An 18760-nucleotide genomic window follows, 5' to 3' on the forward strand; every position below is an offset into this window, starting at 1 on the left:
ATCTAAAACAAAAGGAAGTTTCCGTGTACTGCATCTTTATCAAGACCCGCCTCAGGCCCGGCTGCGCCGAGGCTTTCATCGATGCCATCCAGGTCAACGCCGCCGCTTCCGTGTCCACCGAGCCCGGCTGCCTGGTGTTCGACGTTTCCCGCGACCGACAGGACCCTGACCTGGTCTATCTCTACGAGGTCTATCGCGATGACGCAGCCTACGAGGCGCACACCCGCACCGCGCATTTCCGCGACAGCCGACCGTTGGTCGAGCCGCTGATCCTCGAACAGGAAGTCTTCGAAAGCGACGCGCTGGCGCTCAATCCGCTGCGCTGAGAAGGCTCAATCGCCGCCGGCGACGTCCAGCACGCGGATCAGGTCCGGGCGCGGGTAGTGCCAATGCACGTCGAGGTCCCACAGGCGCACCCCGTAGCGGCGCCCGGGCTCCGGCTTCTGGTAGGCCGGGCGTGGGTCCTGCGCCAGGCATTGCTCGATCAGCTCGGCCACCGGCTGCCGCAACCGCTGGCCGTGCTCATGGGCCTGGCGCCGCGCCTGCTCGCTCCACTCCACGGCGATGCCCGGCGGCGGCGCGTCGGCGATGCCGTTGCGGGCGTCGGCCACGGCGTCGGCGTAGGGTACGTAGGGCTTGATATCGAGTACCGGGGTGCCGTCGAGCAGGTCGATTCCGGATAGCCACAGGCGCCCCGCTTCGAAGCCCTCCAGGCGCACCACCGACTGGCCGATGCCGTTCGGCCGATGGGTGGCGCGGGTGGCGAAGACTCCCAGCGAGCGGTTGCCGCCCAGGCGCGGCGGGCGCACCTTCAGTCGCGGCTTGTCTTCCAGGGCCTGGTGGAAGAGGAACAGCAGCCAGACATGGCTGACCTGCTCCAGGCCTTCCAGCGCTTCCACCTGGTCGAACGGCGGCAGCAGTTCCAGGGTCCCCCGCGCCGCCGGCGCGAGCAGCGGCTGGCGCGGGATGGCGAACTTCTCCATGAAGCAGGAGCGGATGTAGCCGATGGGAGAAACGCTGTGGGTCATGGCGGGACGAGGCGAGCGGTCGGGGGCGTCATGTTACCCGGATTGGCGGCGCTCAGAGATGAAAACCGCCGTCGATGGGGATCACGTTGCCGGTCATGTAGGCGCCGGCGGTGCCGGCCAGGCTGATCGCCAGCGCCGCCATCTCCTCCGGGCGACCCCAGCGGCCCATGGGAATCGACGCGCTGTCCGCCTCCAGTGCCTGCGGGTCATTGGCGATGTGACGGGTCATGCGGCTCGGAAAGCGTCCGGGAGCGATCACATTGACATTGATGTGCTCGCCGACCAGTTCCTTCGCCAGCATCCGCGACAGTTGATGCAGCGCGGCCTTGCTCGGCCCGTAGGCATAGGCTTGTTCGCCCATGGCGCTGATGCCCGCCACCGAGCCGATGTTGATCACCCGCGCCGGGTTCTCCGCGCTGGCCGAGCGGCGCAGCAGCGGCAGCAGTTGCTGGATGCAGGAAAACACCGAGGTGACATTGAGCTGCATGACCTTTTCCCAGCCGGACACCGGATAGCTTTCCAGCGCTGCGCCCCAACTGGTGCCGGCGTTGTTCACCAGGATATCCAGCCGCGCGCTGAGTCCGCCGAGCGCCTCCGCCAGGCGCCGGGCACCGGCTTCGCTGGAAAGGTCGGCGGGGATCGCCTGGCAGTCGCCGTAGGCCGAGAGGCGTGTGGCGGTGTCGGCGCAGGCCTCTGCGTCACGTGCGCAGATGAAGACGCGGGCGCCGGCTTCGAGAAGACCCTGGGCGATCATCTGGCCGATGCCGCGGCTGCCGCCGGTGACCAGGGCGACGCGACCGGCGAGAGTGAAATAGGGATGCATGGGAATGACTCCGGGCTGGGCAGGGGAGACCAGCCTACGATTCGCCTCGCTGCCGGCGCAGCATTATCCAGGTACGGAATGACGTGGCATCCGTGGCTCAGCGGCTACCGCGGCGATGCAACAGATACAGGTAGACGATCAGGTTGAGCAGCAGAACGATGGCGCCAAGGATCCACTGCACCGCCGGGGTCAGGCCGGCGGGATAGATCAGCGGCAACAGGTAGTGCTCGACGAAGCCGCCGCTGTAGCCGGCGTCCCCGGCGGCCCGGCGCAGACGATTCTCCAGCGGGGTCAGCGGACAGGGCAGGCCGAGAAACTCCACCGCGCAGCCCCAGGCCACCGCCGGCAGGTGCAGCCAGGCCAGGCGTGGCCAGCGCAACGGCAGCAGGCCGCCGAACAGGACGAACAGGATGAAGCCCAGGTGCAGCCAGACCAGGGCATCGGCGGCCAGGCGATAGCTCATTCGGCTCTCCCTCGTGGCGTTGGAGGGATAACGCCACCGCTACAGGGGCCGGCGGATAACCGCCTTGCGGTTACTCGCCCATGGTTTGGCCATCCATAAAGAAAAAGCCGGCGAATGCCGGCCATTTCAAGCGCTACGCGTGGGCTTCGGCGCTCAGGCCTGGGCCAGCTCCGCATCGTGTGCGATCAGGGCGACCAGCGCGTTCTGCTGACGGTGGGTCAGCTGGCGGAAACGCTGCAGCAGCTCGCGCTCGTGCAGGCTGAGTTCCGGGCTGTCCAGGCGAACACCGAGATTGTCTTGCAGCGCCCCTTCCTGGAGCAGGCTCTGCTCGAGTCGGGCGATGATCTCGGAGTTCATGCTGCGGTGATGGCTGCGAGCGACTTCTGCGATCTGCTCACGCATGCCCTCGGGCAGACGAACGACGAATTTGTCAGCGGTACGGCTGGAGTAGGTAGGAGTTGCCTGTTTCAGTGGGCGCATACATTGAACCTGTAGAGTCAGGGAAAAGCGGTGCCGAGGAAGCGTTCATTGTTCTCGGGCCTATGACCACGATTTCCGCTAGCCGTTCAGTCTGTTATTTCGGAAACAACAATTAGTTGACGTCAATTGTGCGTTGCGTGCCGGCGTTTTGCCAGTACCAGCTATCTGAAATGCGAGCGATTCAGCAAAAGCCTAGTTTTTTACTGGGGGTTGGATGATGGCCTTCTGACCACCGGTCGTTCAAGGGATTGTCACTCGACTGTCATCGTCACTTCACCGGGCTGACACAGTCTCCTTCTATCTTGGTCTACACCAGATGGCGCCGCTGGCGTCTTCGTGCAACCGATTGGAGGGAGAACGATGAGCGCGGTGATCCGTGTCGACAGCCTGAACAAGACCTTTGCCCGCAAGCAGGCGCTTTTCAACCTGAGGCTGGAGATCCAGGCGGGCGAGATGGTGGCGTTGATCGGTGCATCCGGCTCCGGCAAATCCACGCTCCTGCGTCACGTCGCCGGGCTCGCCCGCTGCGACCGCGACAACGGCGGCAGCATCGACGTGCTGGGTCGCCGCCTGCAGGCGTCCGGCCGCCTGAGCGGCGAAGTGCGTCGCCTGCGCGCCGACATCGGCTACATCTTCCAGCAGTTCAACCTGGTCAACCGCCTCAGCGTGCTGGACAACGTCCTGCTCGGCTTCCTCGGTCGCATGCCGCGCTGGCGCGGTTCGCTGGGGCTGTTCAGCGCCGAGCAGAAGCGCCAGGCCCTGGAAGCGCTGGCGCGGGTCGGCCTGGCCGATTTCGCCGGGCAGCGCGCCTCGACCCTTTCCGGCGGCCAGCAGCAGCGCGTGGCCATCGCCCGCGCCCTGACCCAGAAGGCCGAGGTGATTCTCGCCGACGAACCGATCGCCTCGCTCGACCCGGAGTCGGCGCGCAAGGTGATGGACATCCTCGCCGACATCAACCGCCACGACGGCAAGACCGTGGTGGTGACCCTGCATCAGGTCGACTACGCGTTGCGCTATTGCCCGCGCGCGGTGGCCCTGAAGGGCGGCCGGATCCTCTTCGACGGCAGCAGCGAGCACCTTTCCGAAGGCTTCCTCAACGAACTCTACGGCGCCGAAGGGGACACCCCGCTGCTGTTTTCCGACCGTGCCCGGCGAGGGGCGGAGAGCCAGCCGGAACTGACCCTCGCGCGCGCCTGACGTCATTCGAACCGCATAAAAACCCGCCAAACCCTGCCCAGGAGTTCTCTCCATGTTGAAACGCTTCAGTCGTGTGCTCGCGGCTTCCGCCCTGCTCGCCGGCTCCCTTGCCGGGATGGCGCACGCCGACCAGCCGGTGATCAATTTCGGGATCATCTCCACCGAGTCGTCGCAGAACCTCAAGAGCATCTGGGAACCCTTCCTCAAGGACATGAGCCAGCAGACCGGCTACCAGGTGAAGGCCTTCTTCGCCCCCGACTACGCCGGGATCATCCAGGGCATGCGTTTCGACAAGGTCGACATCGCCTGGTACGGCAACAAGGCCGCCATGGAAGCGGTGGATCGCGCCCACGGCGAGATCTTCGCCCAGACCGTCGCCGCCAGTGGCGCGCCGGGCTACTGGAGCCTGCTGATCGCCAACAAGGACAGCAAGATCGACAGCCTCGAGGACATGCTGGCGAACGCCAAGAGCCTGACCTTCGGCAACGGCGATCCGAACTCCACGTCCGGCTACCTGGTGCCCGGCTACTACGTGTTCGCCAAGAACAACGTCGACCCGGTCAAGGCCTTCAAGCGCACCCTCAATTCCAGCCATGAGGTCAACGCACTGGCGGTGGCCAACAAGCAGGTCGACGTCGCCACCTTCAATACCGAGGGCATGGAGCGCCTGGAATTGACCCAGCCGGAGAAGGCCAGGCAGCTCAAGGTGATCTGGAAGTCGCCGCTGATCCCGGGCGACCCGCTGGTGTGGCGCAACAACCTGAGCGACGAGCAGAAGAACAAGCTGCGCGACTTCTTCTTCAAGTACGGCGCCAACGCCGAGCAGAAGAAGGTCCTCGCCGACCTGCAATGGTCGAAGTTCCAGCCCTCCGACGACGACCAGTTGCTGCCGATCCGCCAGCTCGAGCTGTTCAAGCAGCGCACCGACGTGGCGAACAACGCCAACCTCGGCGCCGAGGAGAAGGCCGCCAAGCTGAAGGCCCTCGACGAGGAGCTGGCCAAGCTGGAGAAACGCATGGCCGAGCGCGAGCAGAAAACCGCCGCCAACGCCGGCTGATCCACCCCGGGCGCGGCCGGCGCCGCGCCCCACCCGATTCGCCAATACCGCTGTCGAGATTCCCGATATGAGCACTCTGAGCACCACTGCCGCCGCGGCCGCCACCGGCAAGCCATCCTGGGGTCGCCTGGTCGGCTGGGGCCTGTTCCTCGCCATCCTCGCCTGGTCCTGGAAGGGCGCGGAAATGAACCCGGCCGTGCTGTTCCGCGACGCCGGCAACATGGCGACCTTCGCCGCCGACTTCTTCCCGCCGGACTTCGGCAACTGGAAGCTCTACCTCAGCGAGATGCTGGTCACCGTGCAGATCGCCCTCTGGGGCACGGTGCTGGCGATCGTCTGCGCCATCCCGCTGTCGATCCTGGCTTCCGAGAACATCGTGCCCTGGTGGGTCTACCAGCCGGTGCGGCGGGTGATGGATGCCTGCCGTTCGATCAACGAGATGGTCTTCGCCATGCTCTTCGTGGTCGCCGTCGGCCTGGGCCCGTTCGCCGGCGTGCTGGCGCTGTTCATCAGTACCACCGGGGTGCTCGCCAAGCTCTTCGCCGAGGCGGTCGAGGCGATCGACCCCGGTCCGGTCGAAGGCGTCCGCGCCACCGGTGCCAGCGCTCTGCAGGAGGTCATCTTCGGGGTCATCCCGCAGGTCCTGCCGCTGTGGATCTCCTATTCGCTGTACCGCTTCGAGTCCAACGTGCGTTCCGCCACCGTGGTCGGGATGGTCGGCGCCGGCGGCATCGGCGTGATCCTCTGGGAGGCCATCCGCGGCTTCCAGTTCGGCCAGACCTGCGCCGTGCTGATCGTGATCATCGTGGTGGTGAGCCTGATCGACGTTCTGTCACAACGCCTGCGCAAGCTGTTCATCTGACGACGCGAGGAGGGCGCCTGGTGCGCCCTTTCCAAACCATGCACTTGTCTAGACAAAGCGAACCGCTGTACCGCGAACTGGCCGAACGGCTGCGCCAGGAACTGCTGGCCTACCGCCCCGGCGACTACCTGCCCGGCGAGATCCAGCTGGCCCAGCGCTTCGCGGTGAACCGCCATACCCTGCGCAGGGCGCTCGACGAACTGGTGCTCGAAGGCCGCGTGCTGCGGCGCCAGGGCAAGGGCACCCAGGTCCTGGAGGCGCCGACGATCTATCCGATGGGCGCCGCCAACGCCTACACCGAGTCGCTCTCGGCCCAGGGCCACCGAGTCGAGGCCCGGCTGCTGGAGGCGCGCCAGCGTCCGGCCGGCGCCGCCGAGGCCACCCACCTGGGGATCGGCGAGGGCGGGCGGGTGCTGGAACTGACCACCCTGCGTTACCTCGACGGACAGCCAGTGAGCCTGATCCGCCATTGCTACGCCGTTTCCCGCAGCGAGCTGCTCGCCGACTACCAGGGCGGTTCGCTGCGTCGCTACCTGGCCGACAAAGGCCTGCCGCTGACCCGCACCTACAGCCTGATCGGTGCGCGCCTGCCCAATCGCGAGGAGGCGGCGCGCCTGCTGATGCCCCGCCATGCGCCGTTGCTCACCGTCCTCACCCTGTCCCGCGACCGTACCGGCCAACCGGTGGAACTGGCCCAGTCGATCAGCCGCGCCGATCGCTTCCAGTACCAGGTCGCCCCCTAGGAGAAGCCCATGACCGCCTTGCATTCCGATCCCACCATCGCCGCACGACAGCGCTGGATGGGCGTGCTCGCCCGCGCCCGTCGCGAGGAGCTGGACGCCCATGCGGACGCCCTGCGCGATGCCGACTATCACCTGCTGCGCGCCGCCGAGACCGGCATGACCCTGGTGCGCGGACGCATGGGCGGCACCGGCAGCCCGTTCAACCTCGGCGAGATGACCGTGACCCGCTGCGTGGTGCGGCTCGGTGACGGACGCACCGGCTACAGCTATGTCGCCGGGCGCGACAAGCGCCACGCCGAACTGGCCGCCCTGGCCGACGCGCACCTGCAGGGCGCCGACGCGGCGGCCTGGCAGGCGCGCCTGATCGAACCGCTGGCCCGCACCCAGGCCGAGCGCCGCGCCGCCCAGGAGGCGGAAATCGCCACTACCAAGGTGGAGTTCTTCACCCTGGTCCGAGGAGAAGATTGATGACCAGCGCTTCGCTTCCCAGCCCGGCGGATACCGCCGCGCTATTGCAACCGGCGTTCCAGGACCCGGTCCTGGATGCCCAGCGGAGTTTCCGCGCGGCGCTCAAGGCCCTCGCCGAACCGGGGCTGGTGCGCAACCTCGACCGCGCACCGGCGCTGGCCGCGTTGCAACCGGCCAGCTACGCGCTGTGCCTGAGCTTCCTCGACTCCGATACCCCGCTGTGGCTGGCGCCGGGTCTCGACAGCCCGACGTTGCGCGCCAACCTGGCCTTCCATTGCGGCTGCCCGATCGTCGCCGAGCGTGAGCAGGCGCTGTTCGCCTTGCTCGACGAAGGCGAGCTGGACGACCTGAGCGGCTTCGACAGCGGCAGCGACCGTTATCCGGACCAGTCCTGCACCCTGCTGATCCAGCTTGCCGGCCTCGATGGCGGCGCCTCGCTGGAGTGGCGCGGACCGGGTATCGCCGAGGTGCGCCAGGTGGCGTTGCCGGTGAGCACCGGGTTCTGGGCGCAGCGTGCCGCACGCACCGAATTCCCCAGGGGCCTGGATGCCTTCTTCGCCGCCGGCGAGCGCATCCTCGGCCTGCCACGCAGTACCCGGGTCAGCGAACCCGTCGAGGAGGTGGCCTGATGTACGTAGCCGTCAAGGGTGGCGAGAAGGCCATCGACAACGCCCATCGCCTGCTGGCGCGCAAGCGCCGCGGCGATACCGCGCTGCCGGAGCTGTCGGTGGAGCAGATCCGCCAGCAGATGCCGCTGGCCGTGTCGCGGGTGATGACCGAGGGTTCGCTGTACGATGAGCAACTGGCGGCACTGGCGATCAAGCAGGCGGCCGGCGACCTGATGGAAGCGATCTTCCTTCTCCGCGCCTACCGCACCACGCTGCCGCGCTTCGCCGCCAGCCTGCCGCTGGACACCGCCGGGATGCGTCTGCAACGACGGATCTCGGCGACCTACAAGGACCTGCCGGGCGGGCAACTGCTCGGTCCGACCTTCGACTATACCCATCGCCTGCTCGACTTCAGCCTGCTCGCCGAGGGCGACTACCCCGGCCCCGAAGTGGAGCGGGGCGCGTCCCTGGAGCCTTGTCCGCGCGTGCTCGGCCTGCTCGACCGGGAAGGCCTGATGACGCCGGAGTACGAGCTGCCCGGCGCGGTGCCGGATATCACCCGCGAGCCGCTCGACTTCCCCACCGGCCGCGCCCAGCGCCTGCAGGCCCTGGCCCGCGGCGACGAGGGCTTCCTTCTCGCCCTGGGCTATTCGACCCAGCGCGGCTACGGCCGCAACCATCCGTTCGCCGGGGAGATCCGCATCGGCGCCTGCGAGGTCTGGCTGGAGCCCGAGGAACTCGGCTTCGCGGTGCCGGTGGGCGAGATCGAGGTCACCGAGTGCGAGATGGTCAACCAGTTCGTCGGTTCCCGCGAGGAGCTGCCGCAATTCACCCGTGGCTACGGCCTGGCCTTCGGCTACGCCGAGCGCAAGGCGATGGGCATGGCCCTGGTCGACCGCGCCCTGCGCGCCGAGGAATACGGCGAGGAGGTGGTGTCGCCGGCGCAGCAGGAAGAGTTCGTCCTGATGCACTGCGACAACGTCGAGGCCGGCGGCTTCGTCTCGCACCTGAAGCTGCCGCACTACGTCGATTTCCAGTCCGAGCTGGAGCTGATTCGCAAGCTGCGTCGTCCCGGCGTCGCCGAATCCGCGCAACCCACTGACCAGGAGAAGCGCGCATGAGCCTTTCCCCGCAAGCCAGCGCCGCGCCGGAGCAGGGCTACAACTTCGCCTACCTCGACGAGCAGACCAAGCGCATGATCCGCCGCGGCCTGCTCAAGGCGGTGGCGATCCCCGGCTACCAGGTGCCCTTCGGCGGCCGCGAGATGCCGCTGCCCTACGGCTGGGGCACCGGCGGCATGCAGGTGACCGCGGCCATCCTCGGTGCCGACGACGTGCTCAAGGTGATCGACCAGGGCGCCGACGACACCACCAACGCGGTATCCATCCGGCGTTTCTTCGCCCGCACCGCCGGGGTCGCCACCACCGAACGGACCCCGGAGGCGACGGTGATCCAGACCCGCCACCGGATACCGGAAACCGCCCTGAGCGGCGAGCAGATCATGGTCTACCAGGTGCCGATCCCCGAGCCGCTGCGCTTCATCGAGCCTTCCGAGGCGGAGACCCGGACCATGCATGCGCTCGACGACTACGGGGTGATGCACGTGAAGCTCTACGAGGACATCGCCACCTTCGGCCATATCGCCACCAGCTATGCCTACCCGGTTACGGTGGACGAGCGCTACGTGATGGATCCCTCGCCAATTCCCAAGTTCGACAACCCCAAGCTGGACATGAGCCCGGCGCTGATGCTGTTCGGCGCAGGTCGCGAGAAACGCCTGTACGCGGTGCCGCCGTTCACCCGGGTGGCGAGCCTGGACTTCGAGGACCACCCCTTCGAAGTCCAGCGCTGGGAAGAAAGCTGCGCCTTCTGCGGCAGCCACGAGTCCTACCTGGACGAACTGATCGTCGACGACCGTGGCGGCAAGCGCTTCGTCTGTTCCGACACCGATTACTGCACGCAGCGGCGTGCCTGCCAGGAAGAAGGGGAGGACGCGCAATGAACGCGGTCTGCGAATCCATCGATGCGAACCTCGACGCGCGCGACCGGCCGCTGCTCTCGGTGCGTGGCCTGACCCGCCTGTACGGGCCGGAAAAGGGCTGCCAGGAGGTCGACTTCGATCTCTACCCCGGCGAGGTGCTGGGCATCGTCGGTGAGTCCGGCTCGGGCAAGTCGACCCTGCTCTCGTTGCTCTCCGGGCGCTGTCCGCCGGACGCCGGCACGGTCGCTTACCGCGACGACGGCGACCGCTGGCTGGACCTCTACGCCGCCAGCGAAGCCGAGCGGCGCACCCTGCTGCGCACCGAGTGGGGCTTCGTCGAGCAGAACCCGCGCGACGGCCTGCGCATGGGCGTGTCCGCCGGCGCCAACATCGGCGAACGGCTGATGGCCCAGGGCGTGCGCCACTACGGTCGGCTGCGCCAGGCCGGGCTGGACTGGCTGGAACAGGTGGAGATCGATCCGCTGCGCATCGACGACCTGCCGCGAACCTTTTCCGGCGGCATGCAGCAGCGTCTGCAGATCGCCCGCAACCTGGTCTCGGCGCCACGCCTGGTGTTCATGGACGAACCCACCGGCGGCCTCGACGTGTCGGTGCAGGCGCGCCTGCTCGACCTGCTGCGCGGCCTGGTGCGCGAGCTGGACCTGGCGGTGGTGATCGTCACCCACGACCTGGCGGTGGCGCGCCTGCTCGCCGACCGCCTGATGGTCATGCGCCGTTCGCGGGTGGTGGAAGCCGGTCTCACCGACCAGATTCTCGACGACCCGCAGCATCCGTACACGCAATTGCTGGTGTCGTCGGTCCTGCAACCCTGAGCCGAAGCGTCGGCGCCGGTCCGCGCGACGGGCGCCCGGAGAAGTAGCGATGAACAACCTGATCGAGGTCCGCGACCTCAGCAAGACCTTCACCCTGCACCAGCAACAGGGCGTAGTGCTCAATGTGCTGCGCGGGCTCAACTTCAATGTCGCCGGCGGCGAATGCCTGGTGCTCCACGGACGCTCCGGCGCCGGCAAGAGCACCCTGCTGCGCACGCTCTACGGCAACTACCTGCCGGCCGGCGGCAGCATCCGCCTGCGCCACGCCGGCGACTGGTTGGAACTGGTCGGCGCCGAGCCTCGCGAGGTGCTCGCCGTGCGTCGCCAGACCCTCGGCTACGTCAGCCAGTTCCTGCGGGTGATCCCGCGGGTGGCGACCCTCGACGTGGTCATGGAGCCGGCCCTGGCCCGTGGCTGGAGCCGCGACAGCGCCGAACTGCGGGCGCGCAGCCTGCTGGCCCGGCTGAACATCCCGGAACGCCTCTGGCAACTGGCGCCGGGTACCTTTTCCGGCGGCGAGCAGCAACGCGTCAACATTGCCCGCGGCTTCATGGTCGAGTGGCCGATCCTGCTGCTCGACGAGCCGACCGCGTCCCTCGACGAAGCCAACCGCCAGGTAGTGCTGGAGCTGATCGGCGAAGCCAAGGCCGCTGGCGCCGCGTTGATCGGCATCTTCCACGACCGCGCCGCCCGCGAGGCGGTGGCCAGCCGCTACCTGGACATGAGCCAGGAGCTTTCCCGTCAGGAGCAAGCCCATGTCGTCTGAACGCGTTCTCAGCAATGCCCGGGTAGTCAGCGCCGAGCGGGTCTTCGTCGGCAGCGTGCTGCTGCGCGACGGCCTGATCGCCGCGGTCGACGAAGGCCGCAGCCACCTGGCCGGGGCCGAGGACCTGGGGGGCGACTACCTGCTGCCCGGTCTGGTCGAGCTGCACACCGACAACCTGGAGAAGCACATGACCCCGCGTCCCGGCGTCGACTGGCCATCGGCCTCGGCGGTGCTGGCGCACGACGCGCAGATCGTCGCCGCGGGAATCACCACGGTGTTCGACGCGCTGTCCATCGGCGACGTCAACCCCAAGGGCAAGCGCATGCAGCAGTTGCCGAAGATGCTCGAGGCCATCGGCGAGGCCGCCGCCAGCGGCGACGCGCGCGCCGACCATCGCCTGCACCTGCGTTGCGAGGTCAGCCATCCGCAGACGCTGGAGGTGTTCCGCGAACTGGTCGAGCATCCGCTGGTGCAACTGGTCTCGGTGATGGACCACGCCCCCGGCCAGCGCCAGTTCGCCAGGCTGGAGAAGTACCGCGAGTACTACCAGGGCAAGTACCACCTGAGCGATGCCGAGATGGACGCCTTCATCGTCGAGCAGGTAGCCAACTCCGAGCGCTACAGCGACGCCGCCCGTGCGGCCATCGTCGATGTCTGCCAGGGACGCGGCCTGTCGGTGGCCAGCCATGACGACGCGACCCTCGCGCATGTCCGCGAGTCGGCCGGCTACGGCATGGCCATCGCCGAGTTCCCGACCACCGTGGAGGCCGCCAGGGCCAGCCACGAGCACGGCCTGCAGGTGCTGATGGGCGCGCCCAACGTGGTCCGCGGCGGTTCCCACTCGGGCAACGTGGCGGCGGCGCAACTGGCGGGAATCGGCGTGCTGGATATCCTTTCCAGCGACTACTATCCGGCCAGCCTGCTGCATGCGGCCTTGCTGCTCGCCGGCGAGCACAGCGAGTATGATGCGATCCGCTACGACCTGCCGCGCGCGGTGGCGATGGTCAGCCGTACCCCGGCGCTGGCCGCCGGGCTGACCGATCGTGGCGAAATCCGCGTCGGCCTGCGCGCCGATCTGCTGCAGGCGCGGGCGCTCGGCAACAACCAGCCGGTGGTGCGTCAGGTCTGGCGCGGCGGGCAGAGAGTGTTCTGATGACAGGCAGACTGATTTATCTGATGGGGCCTTCCGGCTCGGGCAAGGACAGCCTGTTGCAGGCCGCGCGCGAGCCCCTGGCGCTGCGCGGCTGCCGTATCGTGCGGCGGGTGATCACGCGCTCCGCGGAAGCGGTGGGGGAGGACGCCCAGGCGGTGACTCCGGCGCAGTTCGACACCCTCGAGCGGGCCTCGGCGTTCGCCATGAGCTGGCGCGCGAACGGCCTTTGCTATGGCATTCCGGTGCAGATCGACGAGTGGCTGGCGCAGGGCTACGACGTGCTGGTGAACGGCTCGCGCGGCTACCTGGCGCAGGCCCGCCGGCGCTATCCGGATCTGCTCGCGGTCCTGCTCGGGGTGAAACCCGAGGTGCTGCGCCAGCGCCTGCTGGCGCGCGGCCGGGAAAGCCCCGAGGAAATCGAGGCGCGCCTGGCGCGTAACGCCGAGTTCGCCGCCGGCCTGGAGGGCCCGCTGTTCCAACTGGACAACTCCGGTGATCTCGACGACACGCTACGCACCCTCCTGGCCCGTCTCGGCAGCGACCGCGCATGCGCCTGACCCTGCTCGGCACCGGCGACGCCCGCCAGGTGCCGGTCTACGGTTGCGATTGCCCGGCCTGTCGCAACGCCCGCGCCGACGCCGGCCTGCGTCGCCGTCCCTGTAGCGCGCTGCTGGAGTGCGCCGGCCAGCGCTGGCTGATCGACAGCGGCCTGGTCGATCTCTGCGAGCGCTTCCCGCCCCATAGCCTCGATGGCATCCTCCAGACCCATTACCACGCCGACCACGCCCAGGGCCTGCTGCACCTGCGCTGGGGCCAGGGTCTGGTGATCCCGGTGCACGGCCCGGCCGACCCGGAGGGCCTCGCCGACCTCTACAAGCATCCGGGCATCCTCGATTTCAGCCAGCCCTTCGGCGCCTTCGAACGGCGCCAGTGGGGCGCGCTGGCGGCGACCGCGTTGCCGCTGGTCCACTCGAAGCCAACCTTCGGCTACTTGCTGGAGGGGGCTTCCGAGGAGGGAACGATACGGCGCCTGGCCTACCTCACCGATACCGTCGGGCTGCCGGCGGACAGCGCCTCGCGATTGCTCGCGGCGCCGCTGGACCTGCTGGTGCTGGACTGCTCGATGCCGCCGCAGGAGCGGCCGCCGCGCAACCACAACGACCTCACGCGGGCACTGGAGTGCATCGAATCGCTGCGTCCCCGGCGGGCCGTGTTGACTCACGTCGGGCATACGCTGGACGCCTGGCTGCTGGACCACCCCGCTGCGTTGCCCGAAGGGGTGGAACTGGCGCGCGACGGCGTGTGCCTGCCGCTGTGAGCGACGCTGTAGCGCCCGGTAAAGCGCTGCGGGCGAAATCAGTCCAGGCTTGGATCGAAGCGGATTCGCCGACCTACCACCAGTGCAAACAGCAGCCATGCGCCGGAAATGCCCAGCAGTCCCCAGGCGCACCAGGCGAGGAGGGTGGCCTCGGGCGGCAGGCTCAGCGCCAGGATCGCGCTGGCGATCACTACGAACAGAAGAATGACGGCGGATCGTGACATGGTTTCACTCCCGGAGCCCTCTCCGTCGGGCTCGCTGTTCCTTGTGCCGGCTCAGTGGCGCCGAGGTTCCGTGGCGCCCTTGTCGCTCAGCGGAAGCTTCGCTGGATATTCGTCTCCTCCGCGCTCTATCAGCCAGAGCAGCCCGTAGACGCCGACCGAAAGGGCCAGGGCGGTCAGCGGCAAAGCCAGGATCCACATGTTCTTTCTCCCTTTCCGCCCGCCAGCATCCCGGGGACCTGTGCGGCGGTGTAGCGTCGTTGGATGCCGGTCTCCCGGCGCTTGCTTCGTCAGAATGTCCAGGCCTGTTCGTCGGCCGCGGTCACCAGCGCCGTGCCGCGCTCGTCCTCGCCTACGGTGACGATGCGCGGGGATTCGTCGGGCGCCTGGATCACCAGTTGTTGCGCAGCGGGTGCCCACTGCGGCGTTGCGTTGCTGTCCAGCACTACCGGCCTTTCGCCGTTGCGTTCCTGCGTCCTGTCCTCGTCGCCCAGTGCGCTGTTCTGGAAGACTACGAGAGCCAGCAGGGAAAGAAGTCCGGTGCCGACCAGGTTGCGTGAGCTGCTCATGTTCACCTCCATTTCGTAGCTTTGCCAGGCAGATGGCCAAGGTTTGATCCTGAGGGTCTTGTAGCAGCGGTTGTGCCAACTTTTTTCTATAAAAAATCCTTTAAAATCAATGAATTATATATGTGCCCGAGACTCTCTCGCATGCACTTTGCACGGATGGGCATTTTACCGGTTGCAAAATGCATGATGATGTCAGCCCAGATGCAGCGCCAGGCTTACGCCGTGGCTGGTGAACCCTAGTGCGGCATAGAAGCGCTGCGCGGTTTCCCGGTCCTGGTGGCTGGAAAGCGCCAGTTTGTAGCAGCCCCAACTGCGCGCGCGCTCCACGGCCCGGCCGATCAGTTCGCGGCCTACGCCCTGGCCGCGGGCGTGGCGGTCGACCACCATGTCTTCGAGAATCGCCGAGCGGGCGAAATCGTGCGCCAGGTGTTCGATCAGATGCAGGGTGCAGGTGCCGAGCAGGCGCTCGCCGCGCTCGGCCACCAGGGTGACCCGGTCGCCGCGCGGTCGTTGCAGCTGGATGGCCAGCAACGCCGGGTCCGGGCGCGGATCGGCGCTACCGAGTTGCTGTAGCAGCAACGACAGGCGCGGCGCGTCGTGCTCGCTGGCGATCCGCACGTCGAAGCTGGCGAAGGGGGAGTCCGGTATCCGCGGCTGGCGCGGGGCGTCCGGCAGGTCCTGTGCGGCGGGAATGGCGACGGTCTGGTTCATGCTGCACCTCCAGGGTTGCGGAAAATTATGCGCAGCCTTGGTGGCAGTGGCATGACAAACGCTTTCTCTGCCGTTAACATGCCGCCCGGACGCGGCGCACCGCTCGCCATGTCCGGCGTGTCCCGGTAGCTCAATTGGATAGAGCATCCCCCTCCTAAGGGGAAGGTTGGAGGTTCGACCCCTCTCCGGGACGCCAAATATATCGGGCACTTACCGCACATCGCTTCTCCCGGGCCAGTTCTTTGTCAGGGCATGGTGGGTGCAGTAAGCCTACAAAGAAAGCCTCGTCCTGAATCGCTCAGACGGGGCTTTTCCATGCCGGCCAGCTCAAATGTCTGTCGTCAGCGCCAGCAGGACAACCGGGTGGCCTGCGCCGCTCCCGGTAAGCTCGATCCTCGCTTTCCCTTCTCATCGCGACCTTCGCGCGCGTTCTTAATCCTCCGAATACCCTACCAAGCGCATCGCTGGATGCAGCTTCGAGATCTTTCACCTTCATCGAGAGCACGTCCTCATTGTGGTTTTCCGGGCAGTTCTAGCCTAGTGCCATTACGTCGAGGTTTGGGCTCGATGTGATGGTGTGCCTAAGGGCGGTGCCGGCAGATCGCATCCAGGCGAATGAGGTGCTGGAGATAGGCGGAATTTTCCGCCGATCAGGAGGGGCCAGAAACTTTCCGGACTCTGGCCGGAGAGGGAGTGCGGAATCATTGCAGATCCTGGCCAAGCCATGCCGGAAAATTTTCCGGTATATGGCGGGAAAGTCTCCGGCACATGCGACGGGCACGCTTTTGTACCGTATCGGGTGGGATCCCTCGGCGACTGGTCTGGCAAGGTAGGTTTTTCTCACTTTCCCCCATTAGTAGTGGTCGTGATCTGTGGTGCCTGACTGTCTCCTCAAAATTGTGGGCACGGTCGCGCGACCCTCTCCTGAAAATTCAGGAATTTCGTCCCCAGCTCAAAAGAACGTTTTGCGTCCTTTAGCCTGGGCGAGATACCGGGAGTTTTCCTGCATTGCAGGAGATCCGAACTGGCGATTTTCCGGTTTTGCCGGGGTGTCGTTTCATCGTCCTTGGGCATAGCGGGACGGTATCCTCATTGGCCGTCCTCCATTGGAGTTTTTGCCGCCGGCGGTGGCCGCAAGGCAGGCCGACTGCGCCACCTCGTCCGAGGTCGGTAGATTCCTGGCTTAATCACCTTGGCCGCGTGCTTGCTCCCGTCTGGCTCACGGACAGAAATTTGCGTAAACGCCGTCGGTTCTTAAGACTGGCTCACGGAATACAGTGAACATCTATACGAAACTCGACTGCCGGATATGATCGGCACTGGATTTGGGGCGAATAGTAAGCCGGGTAGATGATCGAGGGGGCTTCACTGCGAACCGGAAGTGGCAGGAAACGAAGCTTTTTGTGGCCCAGGAGAAAGGATAAATGAGGACTAAGGCAAGTCTATTAGCTCAGGGGAGGCTACGTTCTGTAACGCGTTTAATGTTCACGTTGTTCTTCGCCCAGAGCGCTAATGCTGAACTTTATCAATGGAAAATTAGCATACCAGGGGAACCTACAGCCTTCTTTCCATCCTATGCGGCGGCGTGCCAGTACTACTTCGATAATACATCGAAAAACTGGCTAAAAAAAATTGAGAAAATGAATCCCAAGTGGGTTCAATGCAATGTTTCGGGTACTGGCGGGATTACTTGGCAGACCTCGGGAGCTACCTTGATCGGCAACAGCTGCCCACTAGGGGCTGAGCTTAATAACGAGACAGGAAGCTGCGATTGCCGCCCCGGTTACGAAATGAATGACGGTGGCTGTAAGCTTCCAGATAAAAATGGCCCCGACAAGGGGGCTCCGCCGCCGGAGGGTTGCGCAGGAAACCCGGTCAACATCACCAATGGCAACAAATATCAGGTCGAGCATGACTTAATAACCCCGATTCCGCTTGCCCGACACTACAATGGCCTGGACGGATTATGGCGTCATTCGTTCTCTGCGCGCATAACACGCAAGGATGATAGCTACCTACTTTACCGCGAAGACGGAAAGGTTTCGGAGTTCAGTGGGGCCGGGAGAGATCTAACTTCCCTCACGGATCTGGGAAAGCTTAGCCGACTAGCAGGAAGATTTTTCTATACCTCGGAGCTCAACGAAACTATAGAGTTTGACCCGTATGGAAAACTCGCCAGGCTCAAGACCAAGGAGGGTCGAAAGTATCGTGTAGAGCGAGGCGCTAATCTTACGATTAGCGACGAACGTGGCAACAAACTCGTTCTCTCGGAGGGAGCCAACCATCAACTCCTTCGCGCTCAGATAGGGGGTATATCCATTGAGTACACATACGACAAGGAACAGCGACTCACTTCGGTAACACGAACAGATGGGCAATACAACACGAAAACACAGTACCTCTATGACGACCCGAGGAACATAAAACTACTTACAGGCATCCAGGATAACAATAATCGCCGCTTCGCCACCTGGGCCTACGACAACCAAGGCCGCGCCATCTCCAGCGAACACGCCAACGGCGCCGAAAAGGTCTCCCTCGCCTACAACGATGACGCCTCCACCACCGTCACCAACGAATACGGCAAGCAGGCCACCTACCGCTTCCAGGTGATCCAGGGCATCAAACGCATCGTCGCCATCGAAGGCGAACCCTCTCCCAACTGCCCCAGCAGCAATTCCACCTTCACCTACGATGACCAGGGCCTGCTCACCAGCAAACGCGACAACAACGGCAACCTGACCACCTACCAGTACAACGCCCGTGGCCTGGAGACCTCGCGCACCGAGGCCGCCGGCACTGCGCAGGCGCGCACCATCACAACCGACTGGCACCCGACCCTGTTCCTCCCGGTGCAGGTCAGCGAGCCCGGCCGGATCACCCGCTACCAGTACGACGCCGAGGGACGCAAGACCGGCGAGACCGTCACCACCCGCTGACAAGGACGACACCCATGCGCATCCCCCCATACTTCCCCCGTCTCGGCGCCCTCGCCCTGGCCTGCGCCCTGGCCCTGCCCGCGCAGGCGGCCGAGCGCGCCTGGAGCTACAGCTACAACGCCCTCGGCCTGATCGAGCGCGCCGACGGTCCGCGCACCGATGTGCAGGACGTCACCCTCTATGCCTACGACAGTCGCGGCAACCTGACCCAGGTGACCAACGCCCTCGGCCAGGTCACCCGCCTCGGCGACTATGACGAGCGCGGCAAGCCCGGCAGCATCACCGATGCCAACGGCGTCACCAGCAGCCTCGCCTACACCGGCGTCGACGGCTGGCTGGCCTCCGTCAGCACCGCCGGCAGCACCACCCGCTTCGACTATGACGCAGTCGGCCAGATCACCCGCGTCACCCGCGGCGACGGCAGTTGGCTGAGCTACGAATACGACGACGCACGGCGCCTGGTGGCGATCGGCAACAACCTCGGCGAACGCCTCGAATACGACGTCGACACCAAGGGCAATCGCACCGCCCAGCGCATCA

General features: G+C 65.9%; 23 protein-coding genes, 1 tRNA gene and 1 pseudogene. 17 read left to right on the forward strand and 8 right to left on the reverse strand.

From position 1 onward, the window contains the following. Window positions 1–23 precede the first annotated feature (23 nt). Window positions 24–326, forward strand: coding sequence for a putative quinol monooxygenase (locus LJF27_RS06650; RefSeq protein WP_003098690.1), 303 nt, complete (start codon window positions 24–26; stop codon window positions 324–326). 6 nt (window positions 327–332) lie between these two features. On the opposite strand, the gene tsaA is transcribed toward LJF27_RS06650, so the two are convergent. The 4 genes from tsaA to amrZ all read right to left on the reverse strand — a co-directional run bounded on the left by tsaA (window position 333) and on the right by amrZ (window position 2794). Next, window positions 333–1028, reverse strand: coding sequence for a tRNA (N6-threonylcarbamoyladenosine(37)-N6)-methyltransferase TrmO (tsaA, locus tag LJF27_RS06655; RefSeq protein ID WP_003113115.1), 696 nt, complete (start codon window positions 1026–1028; stop codon window positions 333–335). A gap of 52 nt (window positions 1029–1080) precedes the next feature. After that, entirely contained in the window at window positions 1081–1851 is a 771-nt protein-coding gene (gene rhlG / locus LJF27_RS06660; protein WP_023120332.1) for a 3-oxoacyl-ACP reductase RhlG, read from the reverse strand. Between the two features lie 97 nt (window positions 1852–1948). Then, on the reverse strand, window positions 1949–2314 hold the full coding sequence (locus tag LJF27_RS06665; protein ID WP_004365945.1) for a DUF2784 domain-containing protein: 366 nt from the start codon (window positions 2312–2314) through the stop codon (window positions 1949–1951). A gap of 153 nt (window positions 2315–2467) precedes the next feature. After that, window positions 2468–2794: a transcriptional regulator AmrZ gene (gene amrZ, locus LJF27_RS06670; RefSeq protein ID WP_003091802.1), complete on the reverse strand. Its 327-nt coding sequence runs from the start codon at window positions 2792–2794 to the stop codon at window positions 2468–2470. Between the two features lie 360 nt (window positions 2795–3154). On the opposite strand from amrZ, the gene phnC reads away from it, so the two are divergent. The 13 genes from phnC to phnP all read left to right on the forward strand — a co-directional run bounded on the left by phnC (window position 3155) and on the right by phnP (window position 13780). Further along, the gene (phnC, locus tag LJF27_RS06675; RefSeq protein ID WP_003098696.1) at window positions 3155–3991 is read left to right on the forward strand and encodes a phosphonate ABC transporter ATP-binding protein; all 837 of its coding nucleotides are present in this window, start codon (window positions 3155–3157) and stop codon (window positions 3989–3991) included. A 52-nt stretch (window positions 3992–4043) separates the two neighbouring features. Beyond that, on the forward strand, window positions 4044–5048 hold the full coding sequence (gene phnD / locus LJF27_RS06680) for a phosphonate ABC transporter substrate-binding protein (RefSeq protein ID WP_003113119.1): 1005 nt from the start codon (window positions 4044–4046) through the stop codon (window positions 5046–5048). Window positions 5049–5115: 67 nt separating this feature from the next. Next, a complete protein-coding gene (gene phnE / locus LJF27_RS06685) occupies window positions 5116–5910 on the forward strand; it encodes a phosphonate ABC transporter, permease protein PhnE (RefSeq protein WP_003091793.1) in 795 nt (264 codons plus the stop codon). A 20-nt stretch (window positions 5911–5930) separates the two neighbouring features. Next, window positions 5931–6653 carry a phosphonate metabolism transcriptional regulator PhnF gene (gene phnF / locus LJF27_RS06690; protein WP_003091792.1) on the forward strand — a complete coding sequence of 241 codons (723 nt, stop codon included), beginning with the start codon at window positions 5931–5933 and terminating at the stop codon, window positions 6651–6653. A 9-nt stretch (window positions 6654–6662) separates the two neighbouring features. Beyond that, a complete protein-coding gene (gene phnG / locus LJF27_RS06695; RefSeq protein ID WP_003098697.1) occupies window positions 6663–7121 on the forward strand; it encodes a phosphonate C-P lyase system protein PhnG in 459 nt (152 codons plus the stop codon). Beyond that, the gene (gene phnH, locus LJF27_RS06700) at window positions 7121–7750 is read left to right on the forward strand and encodes a phosphonate C-P lyase system protein PhnH (RefSeq protein WP_003098698.1); all 630 of its coding nucleotides are present in this window, start codon (window positions 7121–7123) and stop codon (window positions 7748–7750) included. Before phnG ends, phnH begins: the two co-directional genes overlap by 1 nt. Continuing rightward, entirely contained in the window at window positions 7750–8850 is a 1101-nt protein-coding gene (locus LJF27_RS06705; protein ID WP_003098699.1) for a carbon-phosphorus lyase complex subunit PhnI, read from the forward strand. The genes phnH and LJF27_RS06705 overlap by 1 nt, the downstream gene beginning before the upstream one ends. Then, window positions 8847–9731, forward strand: a complete 885-nt coding sequence (locus LJF27_RS06710; RefSeq protein WP_003098700.1) for an alpha-D-ribose 1-methylphosphonate 5-phosphate C-P-lyase PhnJ — start codon at window positions 8847–8849, stop codon at window positions 9729–9731. Before LJF27_RS06705 ends, LJF27_RS06710 begins: the two co-directional genes overlap by 4 nt. After that, a complete protein-coding gene (gene phnK, locus LJF27_RS06715; RefSeq protein ID WP_003098701.1) occupies window positions 9728–10543 on the forward strand; it encodes a phosphonate C-P lyase system protein PhnK in 816 nt (271 codons plus the stop codon). The genes LJF27_RS06710 and phnK overlap by 4 nt, the downstream gene beginning before the upstream one ends. A 49-nt stretch (window positions 10544–10592) precedes the next feature. Next, complete coding sequence (phnL, locus tag LJF27_RS06720; RefSeq protein WP_003098702.1) at window positions 10593–11309, forward strand: phosphonate C-P lyase system protein PhnL; 717 nt, start codon at window positions 10593–10595, stop codon at window positions 11307–11309. Next, window positions 11299–12462 carry an alpha-D-ribose 1-methylphosphonate 5-triphosphate diphosphatase gene (locus tag LJF27_RS06725; protein ID WP_003091776.1) on the forward strand — a complete coding sequence of 388 codons (1164 nt, stop codon included), beginning with the start codon at window positions 11299–11301 and terminating at the stop codon, window positions 12460–12462. The genes phnL and LJF27_RS06725 overlap by 11 nt, the downstream gene beginning before the upstream one ends. After that, a complete protein-coding gene (gene phnN, locus LJF27_RS06730) occupies window positions 12462–13019 on the forward strand; it encodes a phosphonate metabolism protein/1,5-bisphosphokinase (PRPP-forming) PhnN (RefSeq protein ID WP_003098703.1) in 558 nt (185 codons plus the stop codon). Before LJF27_RS06725 ends, phnN begins: the two co-directional genes overlap by 1 nt. Next, the gene (phnP, locus tag LJF27_RS06735; protein ID WP_003122225.1) at window positions 13010–13780 is read left to right on the forward strand and encodes a phosphonate metabolism protein PhnP; all 771 of its coding nucleotides are present in this window, start codon (window positions 13010–13012) and stop codon (window positions 13778–13780) included. The genes phnN and phnP overlap by 10 nt, the downstream gene beginning before the upstream one ends. A 38-nt stretch (window positions 13781–13818) precedes the next feature. Here the strand turns inward: phnP and LJF27_RS06740 are convergent, their stop codons facing one another. From LJF27_RS06740 to LJF27_RS06755, 4 genes are all read right to left on the reverse strand, one after another. After that, a complete protein-coding gene (locus LJF27_RS06740; RefSeq protein ID WP_003098706.1) occupies window positions 13819–14004 on the reverse strand; it encodes a PA3371 family protein in 186 nt (61 codons plus the stop codon). Window positions 14005–14055: 51 nt separating this feature from the next. Beyond that, entirely contained in the window at window positions 14056–14202 is a 147-nt protein-coding gene (locus LJF27_RS06745; RefSeq protein WP_003091766.1) for a hypothetical protein, read from the reverse strand. Between the two features lie 89 nt (window positions 14203–14291). Further along, window positions 14292–14570 carry a hypothetical protein gene (locus tag LJF27_RS06750; RefSeq protein ID WP_003113127.1) on the reverse strand — a complete coding sequence of 93 codons (279 nt, stop codon included), beginning with the start codon at window positions 14568–14570 and terminating at the stop codon, window positions 14292–14294. Window positions 14571–14762: 192 nt separating this feature from the next. Continuing rightward, window positions 14763–15281 carry a GNAT family N-acetyltransferase gene (locus LJF27_RS06755; protein ID WP_003091762.1) on the reverse strand — a complete coding sequence of 173 codons (519 nt, stop codon included), beginning with the start codon at window positions 15279–15281 and terminating at the stop codon, window positions 14763–14765. A gap of 119 nt (window positions 15282–15400) precedes the next feature. Between LJF27_RS06755 and LJF27_RS06760 the strand changes: the two genes are divergently transcribed. The 3 genes and pseudogenes from LJF27_RS06760 to LJF27_RS06770 all read left to right on the forward strand — a co-directional run. Continuing rightward, a tRNA-Arg gene (locus tag LJF27_RS06760) sits at window positions 15401–15477 on the forward strand. A gap of 1285 nt (window positions 15478–16762) precedes the next feature. After that, window positions 16763–18220: a DUF6531 domain-containing protein gene (locus tag LJF27_RS06765; protein ID WP_223309032.1), complete on the forward strand. Its 1458-nt coding sequence runs from the start codon at window positions 16763–16765 to the stop codon at window positions 18218–18220. A 14-nt stretch (window positions 18221–18234) separates the two neighbouring features. Then, a pseudogene (locus LJF27_RS06770) lies at window positions 18235–18760 on the forward strand (RHS repeat protein); the annotation flags it as partial.

Source organism: Pseudomonas sp. 203-8, from assembly GCF_020708595.1.
GTDB lineage: Bacteria > Pseudomonadota > Gammaproteobacteria > Pseudomonadales > Pseudomonadaceae > Pseudomonas > Pseudomonas aeruginosa.